Origin of the sequence: Sphingomonas sp. Leaf357, from assembly GCF_001423845.1 — a bacterium.
Lineage (GTDB): Bacteria > Pseudomonadota > Alphaproteobacteria > Sphingomonadales > Sphingomonadaceae > Sphingomonas.
The window spans coordinates 1901068-1916758 of the sequence record NZ_LMPM01000001.1; the positions used below are offsets into that span (position 1 = coordinate 1901068).

The following is a 15691-nucleotide window of genomic DNA, read 5'->3' on the forward strand; positions in this document are numbered from 1 at the left end:
CAGTCCATGTGTGGCATCGTTGGCATCCTGAGCACTGAAGACGTCGCGGATCGCCTGCTCGACGGGCTCAAGCGGCTCGAATATCGCGGTTACGATTCGGCCGGCATCGCCACCGATCATGACGGGCAGATCGATCGCCGCCGCGCGTCGGGCAAATTGGTCAACCTCGCCAAGGAACTCGCCGCCAATCCGCTGCCCGGCCATACCGGAATCGCGCACACTCGCTGGGCGACGCATGGCGGGCCGACGACCAACAATGCGCATCCGCATGCGACGGGCGAAGTGGCGGTCGTCCACAACGGCATCATCGAGAATTTCAAGCCGCTGCGCGACGAACTGATCGCGCGGGGCCGGACCTTCACCAGCGAGACCGATACCGAGGTCGTCGCGCATCTGATCAGCGAGAAGGTCGAGGCCGGAATGGCGCCGGCCGATGCGGTGCGCGAGGTTTTGCCGCGGCTGCACGGTGCGTTCGCGTTGGCGATCCTGTTCCGCCAGCATCCGGACCTGCTGATCGGCGCGCGCCTGGGCTCGCCCTTGGTAGTAGGCCATGGCGACGGCGAGATGTATCTCGGGTCGGACGCGCTCGCGCTCGCGCCGCTGACGCAGCGCATCTCCTATCTCGACGAAGGCGACTGGGTCGTGCTGACGCGCGACGGCGCACAGGTCTATGATCACGAGAATTCGCCGGTAGAGCGTGCGATCACGATCTCGGGCGTGACCGGCGATCTCGTGTCGAAGGGCAATCATCGGCATTACATGCTGAAGGAGATCTACGAACAGCCGATCGTCGTCGCGCAGACCCTGCGTTCGTACCTCCGGCGGATGGAGGAGCGCGTGACGCTGCCGATCCCCGAGTTCGATCTCTCCACGATCCGGCGCGTGACGATCGTCGCGTGCGGCACCAGCTTCTATGCCGGCATGGTCGCGAAATATTGGTTCGAGCAATTCGCCCGCGTGCCGGTCGATCTCGATGTCGCCTCCGAATTCCGCTACCGCGAGCCGGTGATGGAAGAGGGCGGCCTGGCCCTGTTCATCAGCCAGTCCGGCGAGACGGCCGACACGCTGGCGGCGCTGCGCCATGCTCGCGCCGAGGGGCAGACGATCGCAGTGGTCGTCAACGTGCCGACCAGCTCGATGGCGCGCGAGGCGGACATCCTGCTCCCCACGCATGCCGGACCGGAGATCGGTGTCGCCTCGACCAAGGCCTTCACATGCCAACTCGCCGTATTGGCGGCGCTCGCCGCCAATCTCGCCCGCGCCAAGGGCAAGCTCGACACCGCGTCCGAGAAGGCGATCGTCAAGCATCTGGCCGAGGCACCCGCCGCGCTGAACGGGGCGCTCGCTTATGACGAGGCGATCGAGGCAATGGCGCACAACATCGCCGGCGCGCGCGACGTGCTGTATCTCGGGCGCGGCACGGATTATCCGCTGGCGCTGGAAGGCGCACTGAAACTCAAGGAGATCAGCTATATCCATGCGGAAGGTTATGCCGCGGGCGAGATGAAGCACGGCCCGATCGCCTTGATCGACGAGAACGTGCCGGTGATCGTCATCGCACCTTCGGGTCCGCTATTCGACAAGACCGTGAGCAACATGCAGGAGGTGCAGGCGCGCGGCGGCAAGGTCGTGCTGATCAGCGATTATGACGGCATCCAGGCTGCGGGCGAGGGCTGTATGGCGACGATCACCATGCCCAAGGTCCACCCGCTGATCGCGCCTTTGGTCTATGCAGTACCGGTGCAATTGCTCGCGTATCACGTCGCGGTGATCAAGGGCACCGATGTCGATCAACCGCGCAATCTGGCGAAATCGGTGACGGTGGAGTGAGGCTGGCCTAGAGCGTGCGCACCGCGATCTGCTTGCGACGCCGGAAGCGGTAGTAATGCGGCGAGTTCCATCGCGCGGCGAGAATGACGGCCAGCGCGGGCAGGATCGTGATCGCAATGTCGATCGCCGCCTCACCCGATAGCAGTGGCCAGCCCGGGACCAGATTGCGGATGAAATCGAACGCTTCGTTGATCAGTTCGAGCACGAGGACGATCCCCAGCGGCAGCCAGGATCCGAGCGGCCGCCGAAGGATCCAGCCGAAGCCGAACGTCAGCGCCAGCCCCAGGATCAGGTGGATATCGTGGTGGGACAGATCCAGCGTGGCCGACAGCCAGACCTTGAAAGTTTCCCAGTCGAGGACGATCGCGAACATCGCCTGCCCTTGGTGAATTCCGGCGATGGCGTCCAGCGTTTCGGGGCAGGACCCTCAGATCGGGCGTCTCGTTGCGCGGATAGGCGGCAATCGACCGGCTTCCATCCTATCGACCTCTCAACCGCTTGCGGAACGGTCGCGTCGCGGGGTAAGGGCGGCGTGGTGGACTGACGGGTATCGCCACGGCTGGCGCGCGATCGATGTTATTTGTCTATCGCCCTGTATCGAGGTGGATTTCTTGCTTATCACGAGCGATCACGGAGGGTCTGGCCGGACGGGTCATGCCTTCGGACGGGCGTTGCGATCCTTGATCGCGGTCGCGCTGACATCTTATTTCGTGCCGTTGATCGCGCCGCTGGTGACGTTCGGAACGCTGGCGCAGAATATGTCCGGCACGATCAACACCCAAATCGCATCCTTGATCTCCGCGGTGACCGCCTTGTTCCTGTTTCGTCGCGTGACGGTGTACCCCGGAACGCGCGCCTTCGGGTTCATCCTGCCGGCGTTTTCGACCACTTTCGGCATCGCGGCGGCGGCGTTGCTGTTTTCGCGCGCGGATTACAGCGGCGCGATGCTGCTCGTCGGTTATATCGCGTCGGTCGGGGTGACGTTCCTGCTCGGTTATTTCGGACAGCGTGCCGCTCCGAAACGCATGTATTACGTCCCCACCGGCAATACCGGCATCGTGGCCGACGCCACGGACATCGATTGGGTGCGCCTGGATGCGCCGATCGTCCCGGATGATCCCGACATGTCGATCGTCGCCGATCTGCGTACCAATCATTCGCCCGAGTGGGAACGTATGCTGGCGCAGGCAGCGATCGCCGGCATCCCGGTCTACCATACCAAGCAATTGCGCGAATCGCTCACCGGGCGCGTGCAGATCGAGCATCTGTCCGAAAACAGCTTCGGCTCGCTGCTGCCCGCACTCGGCTATCGTGGGATCAAGCGGACGATCGATTTGCTGGCAAGCATCGTTCTGCTGCCGATCCTGATCGTCCCGCTGCTGATTGTCGCCGCGTTCGTCGCGCTGAGTTCGCCCGGGCCGGTGCTGTTTCGGCAGCGACGCATGGGCTATCGCGGCGTGCCGTTCGACGTGTTGAAGTTTCGCACGATGGTGCAGCACGACCAAAGCGGGGACGACGACATGCTGCGACAGTCGGCGATCACGCAGGATGCCGATGATCGCATCACGCGCGTCGGCAAGTTCCTGCGGCGGTCACGGATCGATGAACTGCCGCAGATCATCAACATCCTGCGCGGCGAGATGAGTTGGATCGGCCCGCGGCCCGAAGCCGTCCCGCTCAGCGCATGGTATGAAAGTGAACTCCCTTTCTATACTTATCGGCATATCGTGCGGCCGGGGATCACCGGATGGGCGCAGGTCAATCAGGGGCACGTCGCCGGGCTCGACGACGTCCACGTCAAACTTCACTATGATTTCTATTATATCAAATTCTTCTCGTCCTGGCTCGATCTGCTGATCGCTCTTCGGACGATCGGCATCATGATCACTGGGTTCGGCGCGAAATAGTCAGGCGAGCAGGCGCAACGCCACCAGCGCGCCGATCCCGAGCGCGACCAGCGCGATCCCGCGCCAGCGCCGGCGGCGATAGGGGCGGGGCAAGGCGTGCGGATGGCGCCGGTCGTAGCGCCCGAGCCGCTGCTGCACCGCACGCTGCCGCAGGATGTGCAATCTCTCGGCCTCGGCCAGCATCGCATCGTGCGCTTTCCGCGTCTCCTGCACCGACAGGCAGCGATACGCCTGTTGCACATCCTGAAAGCGGCGGGGCAGATCGCCATCCTCGCTCGCGACATCAGGATGATGCAACTTGCTCAGCCGGACGAACGCCGCGCGAATGTCGGGCTGGGTCGCATCGGGTTGGATGCCAAGAACCTGATAGAAATTGCGATGCGTCAAGGCGTGCGGCGCTCCGCGACCAGGGCCTGGATGGCAGCGATCCGCGTTGCCGGCGATTCGTGTCGGGCGAGCAAGGCGATGCCGAAATCGCTGCCGCCGAGTCGCGGCAACAGCGCGGCACCTCGCACCGGATCGAATCCGGCATCGAGCATCAGCGTAGCGCCGAGCCGGTCCGCCGCACTCTCGATCTGTCGGACGCCTTGACGACCGCCGACGGTGCCGCTGCGCATCAGGGCCGCGTGACCGAGGATGTTGTGCGCCATTTCGTGCGCGATCAGGAACGCCAGTTCGTCGTCGTTGCGAAGCTGCGCCACCACGCCGGTCGTCAGGAAGACATGGCGACCGTCGGCAAAGGCGTTGCGTTGTCCCGAGCGTGCGAGGTGCACGCGCGACGGGCAGGCGGGCCGGGGTGTGATATCGATAGTGTGGCTGGTGCCATCGCGCAGCACGGTCACCCCCCGCGCCGTCTGCAGCAGATCGTTGACGACATCCGCGCGGTGACGGGCGCGTGCGGCATCGAACGGCAAGGCGAGATCTGGGTCGGGCGGGATGGCCTGGCCATCGATCGCGAGCAGAATATCACCCGCGTCGATTCCGGCGACCGCGGCCGGACTATCCGGCACCACCACGATTACCCCGGGACCGCGATCGATTGGAAATGCGGCGACCACGCTCGCACGATCAGCCGCCTGAAATTGCGATAGGTGTTGGAGCACCAGACCGGTGGCGGGATCGAGTTTCGAGCAGTTCCGGCGTGAGGCCATCGCGAGGCTGAAGGCCAATCGGGCCACGCGCGCGTCGTCCTCACGGCCAGCTAGATAGGATCCGCCAGCGGATGTCTTCGTGATTGAGGTGCGGACCTTTTCGGCGGACGCGTTCACAGCGGCACCGGTGCCAACTATGCCGATGGTCAACCCGGCAGCGCTCAGGAAAAGCGCCCGAACCGTCGATGACACGGTCGAGAAAATCACCGGAGATAAAAACCCTGTAAAAGCGAAGAGGATCGAAGCCGAAGAAGCGAACAACAAAAAAAGGCCGCCCGAGTCAATCGGACGGCCTTCCTCGTATCTAATGCAGAACAGCTTACGGGCTGGTCGGCTTCGTGTCGTTCTTGTCGACAGCGACGTAGATGCCGGCGCCGATTGCTGCAACCGCTGCGAGAGCGATGATCAGCGAGGAACCACCAACTGCTGCGTTGTCGCCGTCAACCTTCTCGGTTGCCGGCTGCGTCAACGGAGTCGCGATCGGTGCGGCTGCTGCCAACGTCGGAACTGCCAGCAGCGAAGCTGCCGTCATTGCCGTGTAGAAACCTTTAAACTTCACTTTGCTTCTCCCTTTCAGAACCCTTCAGCTCCGAATCTCATAGAGCTTCTAGTTCATCGTAACTCGGTATGTCCACCCCAAAAAGCCGGCGTCGACAGCGACCTAACAGACGTTCGTAACCAAACCGCAAACTCGCATTTTATACTTAAGTTCCAATGGAATTTATAGCAACGAACATCCCACGGATCTGTGGCTTTCGGGCCACAGATCCTCTTAAAAATCAGACGCCGTGATACTTGCGGTACCACGCCACGAAGCGCGGCACACCCTCGGCGATCGTCGTGCGCGGTTCGAACCCGAGATCGCGCTGGATCGCGCTGATGTCGGCGAAGGTGTCGCGGACATCGCCGGGCTGCATCGGCAACAGGTTACGCTCCGCCGGTCGTCCGCACGCCTGTTCGATCAGCGAGATCATCTCCCCCAATTCTTCCGAGCGGTTGTTGCCGATATTGTAGAGCCGGTGCGGGCTGATGCTGCCGCCGGCGTTGGGGGCACCATCGTCCGCCGGGGGATTGTCCAGGCAGGCGACGATGCCGGCGACGATATCGTCGATGTATGTGAAATCGCGGCGCATGCGCCCTTCGCCGAAGACGTCGATCGGGCGATTTTCGAAGATCGCTTTGGTGAACAGCCACATCGCCATGTCCGGGCGGCCCCACGGCCCGTAGACCGTGAAGAATCGCAGCCCCGTCTGCGGCAGGCGATAGAGATGCGCATAGGTCTCGCTCATCAACTCGTCCGCCTTCTTGGTCGCGGCGTAGAGCGACAAGGGCTGATCGACGCGATCCTCGACCCGGAAAGGCAGGGTGTCGTTGCCGCCATAGACCGAGGAGGAGGATGCATAGACCATGTGCTCGACCCGCCGATGGCGCGCGACCTCGAGCAGATTGAGATGCCCGGCGAGATTCGAGCGGAGATAGGCACGCGGGTTCTCGATCGAATAGCGTACGCCGGCCTGCGCCCCCAGATGCACGATGCGATCGAAACGCTGCCCGTCGAGCACCGCGTCGAGTGCAGTCTCGTCCGCGAAATCGACCTGCGCGAATGCGAACGCGTCGCCCGACTTGGCCAGTTCGGCGAGACGGGCATGCTTCAGGTTGACGTCGTAATAGTCGTTCAGACTGTCGATCCCGAAAACCTGGTCGCCCCGCGCGAGCAGATGGCGCGAGACATTGAAGCCGATGAACCCGGCCGCGCCGGTGACGAGAACTCTCATGGGGAAACTCCTGGATTTCGCTGGTGCCCTAGAGAATGAGGGGTGGGCACGGCAAGGAAAACGCGCGCAGATGCTGTCAGAATAGGATTCGGAACAACCGACCGCTCACGTCGGGCCGGCACTACAACGCAACCGTTCCGTGAGGTACTGGATCGCGGCGTCGATGCGGCATCGAAGGCCACGCGTTGCGAAGCGCGGCCATCCCTTCTAAGCGAAATTTTCGTCTCGCTTTCCTAGGACTTCATCCTGCTACCGTACTGGATCCTTTTCATCGCTTGGATGCTGGCGGCGCTGGCGAACAATTGGGTGCCAAGTGTGGTCGACGGGGCAGCGTCAAAACGTCTGGCACCTTCGCTTGCCCTCAACATCATGGGGCTGGCGACGGCGCTGATGATCGGCCTTCGTTTCGAGGTGGGCGGCGACTGGATCCCGTATCTCGAGAATTACAATCTGGTCCAGATCCTGGCTTTTCGGGAAGCGATCTCACAGTTCGACGTAGGATATTCCGCGGTCGTGCTGATCGCGGCCAGGCTCGATGCCGGCATGTGGCTGGTCAATACGATTTGCGGGCTGATCATGACGCTCGGTATCATCCGTTTCTGTGCGCGGCAGCCAAACCCTGCGCTGACCTTTCTGGTCGCGATCCCGTACCTCGTGATCGTCGTGGGGATGGGGTACACGCGTCAGGGCGTCGCGATCGGCATCATCCTGGCGGGGTTCGCCGATGTCGAAGAGAAATCCATCGTTCGGTTGGTGATTTACATTTTTGCCGCCGCGTTGTTTCACAAGACCGCGTTGTTGATGCTGCCGATCGCCATGGCGCCGATCCTGCGCCGCAATTTGGTCCAGTCTGTCTTGGGCGGCCTTATTTTTGTGACGTTGTTCTACGTACTGCTGAGCGATTCTGCCGATCAGCTGATCACCGGCTATGTTGATTCGGATTACGAGTCCTCCGGAGCTGTCGTTCGCGTGGCGATGAATTTCGTACCGGCGGTTCTGGCCCTGTTGTTGCGAAAGAGACTCGGCTTCAACACGTACCAGCAAGATATGTGGAGCGTGATCGCACTCGTTGCGCTGGCAACCCTTCCGCTGGTGATCTTCGCCAATTTCACGACGGCGATCGACCGGCTGGCGCTGTTCCTGATCCCGCTTCAACTCGCTGTCCTGCCCCGTATCCCGTACGTCTTCGGCAACAAAAGTGGGACCAGCACTCAGTTGACGCTGGCGGTTTGCGGTTATTCGGCGGCGGTACAAATGGTATGGTTGGTGTTCGCGACGCATGCGCAATACTGGGTGCCGTACCGGATTTATTTCCTCGGCGAATGATGCGACGCGCCGCTTGGACAACTAACCATGACTTCGAATAGGGTGGACGGTAATCAGAAGATCCCCGTGATCTATATGTGCTACGACGGCGTGCTTGAGCCGCTCGGCGAGAGCCAGGTCGTGGCATATCTCGAAATCTTGGCGGACGAGTATTCCATTCATCTGATAAGCTTCGAAAAGCCCGCCGATGCCGCACGGAAAGAGCTTGTCGCGCGAATGTCGCGGCGGCTGGAGACGGCCGGCATCATCTGGCACCGTCGACGCTATCACAAGCGTCCACGAATCCTGTCGACGCTGTGGGACATGGGCGGGGCGATTCTGCTCGCGATTTGGCTGGCAGTCCGCCACCGAGCGCGCGTTTTGCATTCGCGTAGCGTGCTGTGTGCGGCGATGCTGTATCCGGCCCGCCTCTTCGGTCGTGCACGGTTCGTCGTCGATATTCGTGGCTTCTGGGTCGATGAGCGCGTCGATGCCGGGTTGATTCCAAACGGCGGCATCATCTTTCGGGTCTTGAAGCGTATCGAAAAAACGATGCTGCGCAACGCCGATCATATCGTCACGCTGACACACGCCTCAGTTCCGTATCTGCGCGATGACGATCGCTTGGGCCGGACGCACGCGCCGATCAGCGTGATTCCGACCTGTGCTGATCTCGACTTGTTTTCGCCGGAAGAAACGTCGTGCGATACGCGGTCCCCGGGGGGCAGCGCGACCGCGCTCACGCTCGGTTATGTCGGTCAACTCGGCACTTGGTACATGCTCGAGGAGATGCTTGCCTTCTTCGCGGCGATCCGCCGCCTTCGTCCGGCGGCGAGATTGCTCGTCATCAACAAAAATCAGCAGGATGAGGTGCGCGCGGGGTTGGAACGCGCCGGGATAGATCCCGCGGTGGTCGAGATACGCGGCGCGACTCGTGACGAAATGCCCGAGCAGATCCGCCGGATGGATGCCGGACTGGCCTTGATCCGACCATATTTTTCGAAGATCGCCAGCGCCCCGACCAAGCTCGCCGAATATCTCGGCTGTGGCGTGCCGGTCGTCGGCAATGCCGGCTGCGGCGATATGGTGCGGATCATCGAAGACGACGGCGTGGGTGTCGCGATGGCCGATACGCGGGCGGACACGATCGAGGCCGCCGCAATCGCCTTGCTTGATCGGCTGGAGGATCCCGCGATCGGTGCGCGCTGCACGGCGTCGGCGCGCCGACATTTCCTCCTGACCGATGGTGCCGCGCGGTACCGCGACATCTACCGCTCGCTCACCACGGGCTGCCCGCTATAATGACGAATATCCTGATCCTTTGCCCATATCCGCAGGGCGTGGCGGCGGGACAAAGGCTGAAATACGAACAATATCTCGATGACTGGCGTGCCGCAGGATTCACGGTCACCGTGTCCTCGTTCATGGACCTAGCAACTTGGGAAACCGCATACCAACGCGGCAATTTGTTCGGGAAAGTGGTTGGAACGATGCGGGGGCATCTCCGCCGGTTGCGCGATCTGATCCGGCTGCGGCACTATGATATCGTATACATCTCGATGTGGGTCACACCATTCGGCACGTCGTGGATGGAGCGCATCACGCGCCGCCTGTCGCGTGCTTTGGTCTACGATATCGAGGATAATCTGCTCACTGACGATGGCGCACCGGTCGGTTTGCGACAGCGACTGAAGAATCGGGGCAAGGCGCGTTTCCTGCTCGAACATGCGGATCACGTCATCACCGCGTCGCCATTTCTGCTCGAACGATTTCGCGCCTTGAACGCGCGACGGGCCGTTTCGCTGATCTATCCATCCGTCGACACCGATACGTTTCGCCCGCGCGACACCCGGTCGAATGAAAAGAAACCGGTGATCGGCTGGACGGGGACGTTCAGTTCGGAACCCTATCTCGATCTACTGCGCCCGGTGTTCCAGGAATTGGCGCGGCGCGTCGACTACAAGTTGATCGTAATCGGCAATTTTCCGTATGCGCTCCCGGGTGTCGATCTCGAAGTCTTGACGTGGTCGCGGCAGGAGGAAGTGGCGCAGATGCAGCGCCTGGATATCGGCGTATATCCATTGCCGGACGACGATTGGGTGCTGGGCAAGGCCGGGCTCAAAGTTATCCAGTACATGGCGTTCGGCCTGCCCAGCGTATCGAGCGCGATCGGCACCGCGACGCGTCAGGTGACCGATGGTGTCGACGGTTTCCTGGTCGATAGCGATGATCAGTGGTTGGAAGTGCTGCAGCGCCTGTGTCGAGATGCCGGGCTGCGGAACAAGATCGGTGCGGCGGCACGGGCCACGGCAGTCGATACCTACTCGCGGCAGATGACGGCGAGACAATATCTTTCGATATTACGGTCATTCAGGTGATTCGTAGCCGGTCATTTGAAATTCAGCAGAACCGCTCGCGACCGCGCCATTTTCCAAAGAACAGCAAGGCCTTGAAATCATTCGGTGATGCTCAAGTTTTCTTAGGCGTGCCGATTGGGTCGCTTTGAGGAACAGCCAGATTTTGCCATAGGTGACAAATCTTTGCCTGGGAAAAACGATCGGCAATCGAACGTGCCGCCGTGCCGATCCGGTCCCGCAGATTTTCGTCTCGTAAAAGCCTCAGGCAGCGTTCTGCGGCAATCTCCTCGTCACCGACGTTTACGAGATAGCCGTCGATGCCGTCTGTGATCAGTTCGGACGGGCCGGTCGGACAATCAAATGCGACGCAGGCTTTGCCATACGCCATGGCTTCCGCCAGCACGTTGGGAATGCCTTCGTACCGGGATGTCAGCAAAAACACGTCGATCTGAGACCAGATTTCTGCAAGGTGATCGAACCGGGGGAGAAACAGCACGCGGTCCCGCAGGCCAAGCTTTTCTGCCTGTGCGCGATGTTGCGCTTCGAGGTCGCCCTCACCGACAAGGATGAGCCTTGCCCCTGGGCGTTCGTGCAAGATCTTTGCAAAGATTGGCAGCGCTAGATCGAAACCCTTTTGCCAATCATGCCGGCCGATGCAGGCGATCACCTCGTCGTCTGCCAGGTGAGCAAGCGCAGGTGAGGGAGCCGGGAGCGGGTCGAGCGGTCGGTCAACCACGTTCGGAATGACGATCAGACGATCAGCTCCGATTCCTAGACGGTCCCGATAATAATCGGCGGTGCGATTGGTCTGACAGATGATGCCGTCTAACCGCTTGATGGTGAGCGCCCGTAAGGCCCGCCACTTCTTCGACATTTGCAGCATGGGTGGGTACGCGCGTTCGCTGCCGTAAACCCGCGTCCAGTGACACCCGATCGTAACCCCCCGGAGGATTGCCGAGGTCGATTGACCCATGCCGATACAAATGTCTGGCCGTCGATCGATAACGTATCGACGAAGCTCCTTCAGCAGCGTGAAGCCTCCAGCATGCCGGTTCGCGCCGTAGTTCGAGACGCCGCGCACGAAATCGAACCTTTCGGCAAATCCGCCGACGACCAGTTGTAGGCAGAGGATTGTGACGTCGTGGCCCGCCGTGGAGAGGCACTTGGCCGCCGCCACGGTCGAGCGTTGCAACCCGCCAGCCGCATAATCGTCGTGGATCAGGAACAGGATCGTCATCGGCTCCGATGTACTGCGGGCGTCAGTCACGGACGAGAATGCCATCGAAGAACTTCGTTAGACGGCGCAGCAGAGCGCGGTCGAGCATCACCAACTCGGCGGGTGGCGCGGGTGCCGGTCCGATCACGAAAACATCGTCGTACTGCGACGATAGCCGCGACAGCATCGGAGCCTCAAGGCCGTCGCGAAGCGAAGCGATGACGATCATTTTGCGAGCGTCGAGGCGACTGAAGCGGCTGTTCCACTTCTGGGCAGCGATCTCCGGATCGCGATAATGTAGGAAAACGATCGCCGGCTTGCTCTGGTGCAGGAGCATAGGGCATTCCGACGCCTGATCGACGACGAGATCCGCAGCATTTACCGGGGTCCACCCTGTCAGGTTTCCGCGCGCATAGTCATCTAGGAACGCGGGAAAGGCGTCGTCGCGAAAGAAGATCCCAACAGTGGGCGTGCGTTTGGGCAACTCCGCAAGTTCATAGAGCAATCCGGCCACACAATTATTGGCGAGGAGTGCAAAACCGCGTCGGTCGAGGGCGATCATCTGATGGGAAAGACGCCGCCGGACCAGAATCGTCATCACCGTTTTGGCCCGCACGCTCAACGACGTGTGAACGCGCGTGAGCGCGCGGGCGATTACTCGGCCTGTTGCAGGAGGACGACCCGATAATGTGTTCGTATCAGGCACGAGTGCGCCATCCGATTCGCGAGAGCAGGCCGTTTCGCAAGTCAACCGGCGTGCCGTACAGGCCCAGAATAGTCGAGATCGCCAGACACCCAACCAAGGCAACCGTCCAGCGCAGGGAGAAAGCAGTCGTAGATCGGGAAAGTGCCAGCGCGAATCCGAGGACCAGGCTGCAAATCGCTAGCATTACGCCGCTCCGTCGCAGCGTCCCTAATTCGAATTCAAGCAATACATAATTCATGGCGACCCTGAACACATAAGCGGCGGCAACACCGACCAACCCAAAAAAGGTCAGTGCGCAATACAGGACGACCCAGTAGGGGACGACCTGAACCAGATCGACCTTGGCGACCAACTCGGGGCGAGACTGCGCGCGTAACGCATATAAAGGAATACGAGACATAGAATCGAACCAAGCACCGACCATAAGAATTTGCCCGACGGCAGCCGAGAAGCTGGCGAAGTCCCGCCCGACCCAAAGCGTTAAGAATGGGCCGATCGCGAATATCCCCACGACGATGATCGGCAACATAATCACCATCAACAAGCGTTCGAAACGAACGCTCTGGTGCAGCAAGTCATCGCCTCTCAACGCCGAAAGTTTAGGGAAGATAGCCGAACCTAGAGAATTGGCGATGATCGTTGAGCGGTCGCTGAGGCTGTAGGGCACCGAAAAATAGCTGACCGCACCGGCGCTGATGCCGGCACCGATCGCAAAACGGTCGATGCCGCTCATCAACGGTGAAAATAACGACGATAAGGTCACCCATCCACCGAACTTGAGCATGCTCACCATGCGTTGTCGGGAATAGCTGGCTCGATGGCCGGACAGGACCACGCGTCGAACTTCGAACCAAAGCAGCAATAGCGTCAACACGCGCGCCAACAAAGCAACGGGAAGAACGACCGTGAGCTTCGGCGATACCAGCAGCGCCGCCAGCAGCGGCAGAATTTGAAACAGCAATGTGCCGCCGGCGGAAAACATGTTCAGCTTTCCGAACCGGTTCAATCCCTGAAGCGCGCCGCCCAGAACTCCGGTAATCGTGACGAGTGGCACACCGAGGGCGAGCCAAGGCACGGCCGTCGTCATCTCCAGACGCATCGCCGGATCGGTTTTCATCACATGGGTGAAATAATAAGTCGCGATAGGCCACAGGATCAGGCCGCCCAACATGCCGATCGCGGAATTCGTGATCAGCGCACTCCAGACGAGTTGGGCCCGCTCTTCATCGGCGTCGTTGCTGGTGGCCGCGAGATGATGGGACGTCGCCATTCCCAGTCCGAGATCGAACAAGCCGAAATAACCGAGAAAAAGCCAGACGATCGCCAGGATCCCGAATCTAACCTCGCCGATCGCGTGCAGATATGCGGGGACTGTTGCCAGCGATACAGCGACCGGAAGGGCTGCACCTAGCAGATTATAGGCGGTATCTCGCTTGGTGCTCATCGCAGGTCATGCATCGTGGACGAGGTCGTTAGTCGAGAAGAATGAGCGCCACAAGGCTGTCCCCGCCGCATCCTGACTGCCGGGTAATTGCCTATCTGCAAAAGCATGCCTAGTGGGTTTTTGTTATTCGGATCAGAGGGTACGACAATGCAGTGGCGCCAGCGCCTGATCCATCTTTCCCGACATCGCTCGCTGCAGCCTGTCTGGGAATTCACACATCGGTCGTCGTTGGTTTCGATGAACTTCTGGGCGTCGCTGTTCCGGACGAGTGGGGAGCGTGAGGCCCTGGACGTTGTTTTCGGAAGATTGAACGGCCGGGCGCCAATCCTTTTCGATGTCGGTGCCAATATCGGTGACTACACCGCGATGCTGCTCGACCGGTTTGGATCTTCCGCGAAAATATTCGCTTTCGAGCCCAGCCTGGGCGCCTTTGGAGCATTGAGCGAGAAGTTCGACGCTGTCCCATCGGTCACGTTGAGCCGACTGGCATTGAGCGACGCATCGGGGGATCGCACCCTTCACAGCGACGCGGACGGATCGACGATTGCCTCACTGGAGAATCTGGAAAGTCCGATACGACCTTTCGATCCCGATCATTTCCAGACCGTCGCGTGCATGCGTCTCGACGATTATTGCGCGGAGCATGCCATCGCACGGATCGATTTCCTGAAGGTTGATGTCGAGGGGCATGAATTGAGCGTACTCCGCGGAGCAACGCGTTTACTGGCCAGCCGAGCGATCGACGTAATCCAGTTCGAATTTGGCGAGCCGAACATCGATTCACGCACATTCATGCGTGACTTCGTCAACTTGCTCCAGGGTTACGACTTCTTCCGGATCGTTCCGGGAGGCCCGGTCCCATGGACATATGCCGGCGGGCGATCGGAAATTTTCGCGACCATCAATTACCTTGCTGTCCGCCGCGACGCCTGATTTCTTGTTTCAAAGGCGCCAGACTTTGAATGCGACGATATCTTTGAGCCACGCGCAACTGAAAGAAATTCAAGCTGATGAACGATGATTTGATGCGGCTGTGTGACCCCGAAACCGGCGATGCGCTGCTCGAGCAGGACGGTAAGCTGGTGGCGAGATCGGGCGGCGAGTATCCGATCGTGGACGGCATACCCCGTTTTGTCCCATCGGAATTCTATGCCGCGAACTTTGGCAAACAGTGGCGTATGTTCCCGAAGACGCAGCTAGATTCTTTTACCGGAATACCTATTTCCGGCGATCGTCTGAAGCGCTGTCTGGGAGGCAGCTTCGATCTCGTGCGCGGCAAGTCCGTGTTAGAGGCGGGTTCGGGAGCAGGCCGGTTTACGGAGGTGTTTCTGGCGGAGGGGGCGGTACTAGACTCGTTCGACATCTCCTCAGCCGTCGAGGCGAATGCGAAGAATAACGCCGCCAACACCTTCAATCTCGTGCAAGCCGATATCAGGTCGATCCCGTTCAAAAACGAGGCTTACGACCTGGTCGTATGTCTTGGCGTGCTTCAACATACGCCAGACACCGAACAAAGCATTGCTAGCCTCTGGACGAAGGTGAAACCGGGCGGCACGCTGGTGATCGATCATTATGATTGGAACCGTTGGCGCCTGCCGCCACCGATCGGTGGCGCGGAAATTTTCCATCGCCCGAGAATCTTGAGGATGGCTGCAGAAAAGCGATGGCCTGCGGTCAAGAAAAGCGTCGATTTCTGGTTTCCAGTCTACTGGCGGTATCGCGATAACGCGATCATGCGCCGCGTTCTTTCCAGGATTGGCGGGATTAATTTCTATTATCCGGATTTGCCTTTGGGAAGTCGCGAAGCGCATTATCAATGGTCGTTGCTGGACACGCACGACGCCCGTACAGATTTTTACCATCGCTATCGCACCGTGGGCTCGATTAAATCCACCCTCGATAGTTTGGGTGCTGTCGACATCGCCGTCTGGAAAGGCGGCAATGGGGTCGAGGCTCGATGCGCCAAGCCACTTTGAGAAACGAAAGCGCAGGCGTCTCCT

Annotated in this window: 15 protein-coding genes; 7 read left to right on the plus strand and 8 right to left on the minus strand. The window is 60.4% G+C overall.

What is annotated here, in order from left to right; all coding sequences use genetic code 11:
- Positions 1-6 precede the first annotated feature (6 nt).
- Positions 7-1830, plus strand: a complete 1824-nt coding sequence (gene glmS, locus ASG11_RS08815; protein ID WP_055777876.1) for a glutamine--fructose-6-phosphate transaminase (isomerizing) — start codon at positions 7-9, stop codon at positions 1828-1830.
- Positions 1831-1837: 7 nt separating this feature from the next.
- Here glmS and ASG11_RS08820 read toward each other — a convergent pair whose 3' ends face one another.
- Complete coding sequence (locus tag ASG11_RS08820; RefSeq protein WP_055777879.1) at positions 1838-2203, minus strand: hypothetical protein; 366 nt, start codon at positions 2201-2203, stop codon at positions 1838-1840.
- 298 nt (positions 2204-2501) lie between these two features.
- On the opposite strand from ASG11_RS08820, the gene ASG11_RS08825 reads away from it, so the two are divergent.
- Positions 2502-3737 carry a sugar transferase gene (locus ASG11_RS08825; RefSeq protein ID WP_236697433.1) on the plus strand — a complete coding sequence of 412 codons (1236 nt, stop codon included), beginning with the start codon at positions 2502-2504 and terminating at the stop codon, positions 3735-3737.
- On the opposite strand, the gene ASG11_RS08830 is transcribed toward ASG11_RS08825, so the two are convergent.
- From ASG11_RS08830 to ASG11_RS08845, 4 genes are all read right to left on the minus strand, one after another.
- On the minus strand, positions 3738-4124 hold the full coding sequence (locus tag ASG11_RS08830; protein WP_055777882.1) for a J domain-containing protein: 387 nt from the start codon (positions 4122-4124) through the stop codon (positions 3738-3740). It lies immediately after the preceding gene.
- On the minus strand, positions 4121-5275 hold the full coding sequence (locus ASG11_RS08835) for a M48 family metallopeptidase (RefSeq protein WP_168371718.1): 1155 nt from the start codon (positions 5273-5275) through the stop codon (positions 4121-4123). Before ASG11_RS08835 ends, ASG11_RS08830 begins: the two co-directional genes overlap by 4 nt.
- The gene (locus ASG11_RS08840; protein ID WP_156363708.1) at positions 5208-5447 is read right to left on the minus strand and encodes a hypothetical protein; all 240 of its coding nucleotides are present in this window, start codon (positions 5445-5447) and stop codon (positions 5208-5210) included. Before ASG11_RS08840 ends, ASG11_RS08835 begins: the two co-directional genes overlap by 68 nt.
- A gap of 220 nt (positions 5448-5667) precedes the next feature.
- Positions 5668-6663 carry an SDR family NAD(P)-dependent oxidoreductase gene (locus ASG11_RS08845; protein WP_055777892.1) on the minus strand — a complete coding sequence of 332 codons (996 nt, stop codon included), beginning with the start codon at positions 6661-6663 and terminating at the stop codon, positions 5668-5670.
- Between the two features lie 279 nt (positions 6664-6942).
- On the opposite strand from ASG11_RS08845, the gene ASG11_RS08850 reads away from it, so the two are divergent.
- From ASG11_RS08850 to ASG11_RS08860, 3 genes are all read left to right on the plus strand, one after another.
- Positions 6943-7989, plus strand: coding sequence for an EpsG family protein (locus tag ASG11_RS08850; protein ID WP_082472684.1), 1047 nt, complete (start codon positions 6943-6945; stop codon positions 7987-7989).
- A gap of 75 nt (positions 7990-8064) precedes the next feature.
- Entirely contained in the window at positions 8065-9270 is a 1206-nt protein-coding gene (locus ASG11_RS08855) for a glycosyltransferase (RefSeq protein ID WP_236697503.1), read from the plus strand.
- Complete coding sequence (locus ASG11_RS08860) at positions 9270-10346, plus strand: glycosyltransferase family 4 protein (protein ID WP_055777901.1); 1077 nt, start codon at positions 9270-9272, stop codon at positions 10344-10346. Before ASG11_RS08855 ends, ASG11_RS08860 begins: the two co-directional genes overlap by 1 nt.
- Positions 10347-10437: 91 nt before the next feature.
- On the opposite strand, the gene ASG11_RS08865 is transcribed toward ASG11_RS08860, so the two are convergent.
- The 3 genes from ASG11_RS08865 to ASG11_RS08875 all read right to left on the minus strand — a co-directional run bounded on the left by ASG11_RS08865 (position 10438) and on the right by ASG11_RS08875 (position 13691).
- A complete protein-coding gene (locus ASG11_RS08865; protein ID WP_055777906.1) occupies positions 10438-11562 on the minus strand; it encodes a glycosyltransferase family 4 protein in 1125 nt (374 codons plus the stop codon).
- A gap of 22 nt (positions 11563-11584) precedes the next feature.
- Entirely contained in the window at positions 11585-12139 is a 555-nt protein-coding gene (locus tag ASG11_RS08870) for a DUF1919 domain-containing protein (RefSeq protein ID WP_055777909.1), read from the minus strand.
- A gap of 100 nt (positions 12140-12239) precedes the next feature.
- On the minus strand, positions 12240-13691 hold the full coding sequence (locus ASG11_RS08875; RefSeq protein ID WP_055777912.1) for an oligosaccharide flippase family protein: 1452 nt from the start codon (positions 13689-13691) through the stop codon (positions 12240-12242).
- 147 nt (positions 13692-13838) lie between these two features.
- Here ASG11_RS08875 and ASG11_RS08880 point away from each other — a divergent pair, with 147 nt between their 5' ends.
- A complete protein-coding gene (locus tag ASG11_RS08880) occupies positions 13839-14624 on the plus strand; it encodes an FkbM family methyltransferase (RefSeq protein ID WP_168371720.1) in 786 nt (261 codons plus the stop codon).
- Between the two features lie 77 nt (positions 14625-14701).
- Complete coding sequence (locus ASG11_RS08885) at positions 14702-15667, plus strand: methyltransferase domain-containing protein (protein WP_055777918.1); 966 nt, start codon at positions 14702-14704, stop codon at positions 15665-15667.
- Positions 15668-15691: the final 24 nt, after the last annotated feature.

What these genes read in the sequence shown, in the direction of transcription:
- glmS (WP_055777876.1), top strand. Translation starts at nt 7, where the DNA reads ATGTGTGGCATCGTTGGCATCCTGAGCACTGAAGACGTCGCGGATCGC.
- ASG11_RS08820 (WP_055777879.1), bottom strand. Translation starts at nt 2,203, where the DNA reads ATGTTCGCGATCGTCCTCGACTGGGAAACTTTCAAGGTCTGGCTGTCG.
- ASG11_RS08845 (WP_055777892.1), bottom strand. Translation starts at nt 6,663, where the DNA reads ATGAGAGTTCTCGTCACCGGCGCGGCCGGGTTCATCGGCTTCAATGTC.
- ASG11_RS08850 (WP_082472684.1), top strand. Translation starts at nt 6,943, where the DNA reads ATGCTGGCGGCGCTGGCGAACAATTGGGTGCCAAGTGTGGTCGACGGG.
- ASG11_RS08855 (WP_236697503.1), top strand. Translation starts at nt 8,065, where the DNA reads ATGTGCTACGACGGCGTGCTTGAGCCGCTCGGCGAGAGCCAGGTCGTG.
- ASG11_RS08860 (WP_055777901.1), top strand. Translation starts at nt 9,270, where the DNA reads ATGACGAATATCCTGATCCTTTGCCCATATCCGCAGGGCGTGGCGGCG.
- ASG11_RS08865 (WP_055777906.1), bottom strand. Translation starts at nt 11,562, where the DNA reads ATGACGATCCTGTTCCTGATCCACGACGATTATGCGGCTGGCGGGTTG.
- ASG11_RS08870 (WP_055777909.1), bottom strand. Translation starts at nt 12,139, where the DNA reads ATGACGATTCTGGTCCGGCGGCGTCTTTCCCATCAGATGATCGCCCTC.
- ASG11_RS08875 (WP_055777912.1), bottom strand. Translation starts at nt 13,691, where the DNA reads ATGAGCACCAAGCGAGATACCGCCTATAATCTGCTAGGTGCAGCCCTT.
- ASG11_RS08880 (WP_168371720.1), top strand. Translation starts at nt 13,839, where the DNA reads ATGCAGTGGCGCCAGCGCCTGATCCATCTTTCCCGACATCGCTCGCTG.
- ASG11_RS08885 (WP_055777918.1), top strand. Translation starts at nt 14,702, where the DNA reads ATGAACGATGATTTGATGCGGCTGTGTGACCCCGAAACCGGCGATGCG.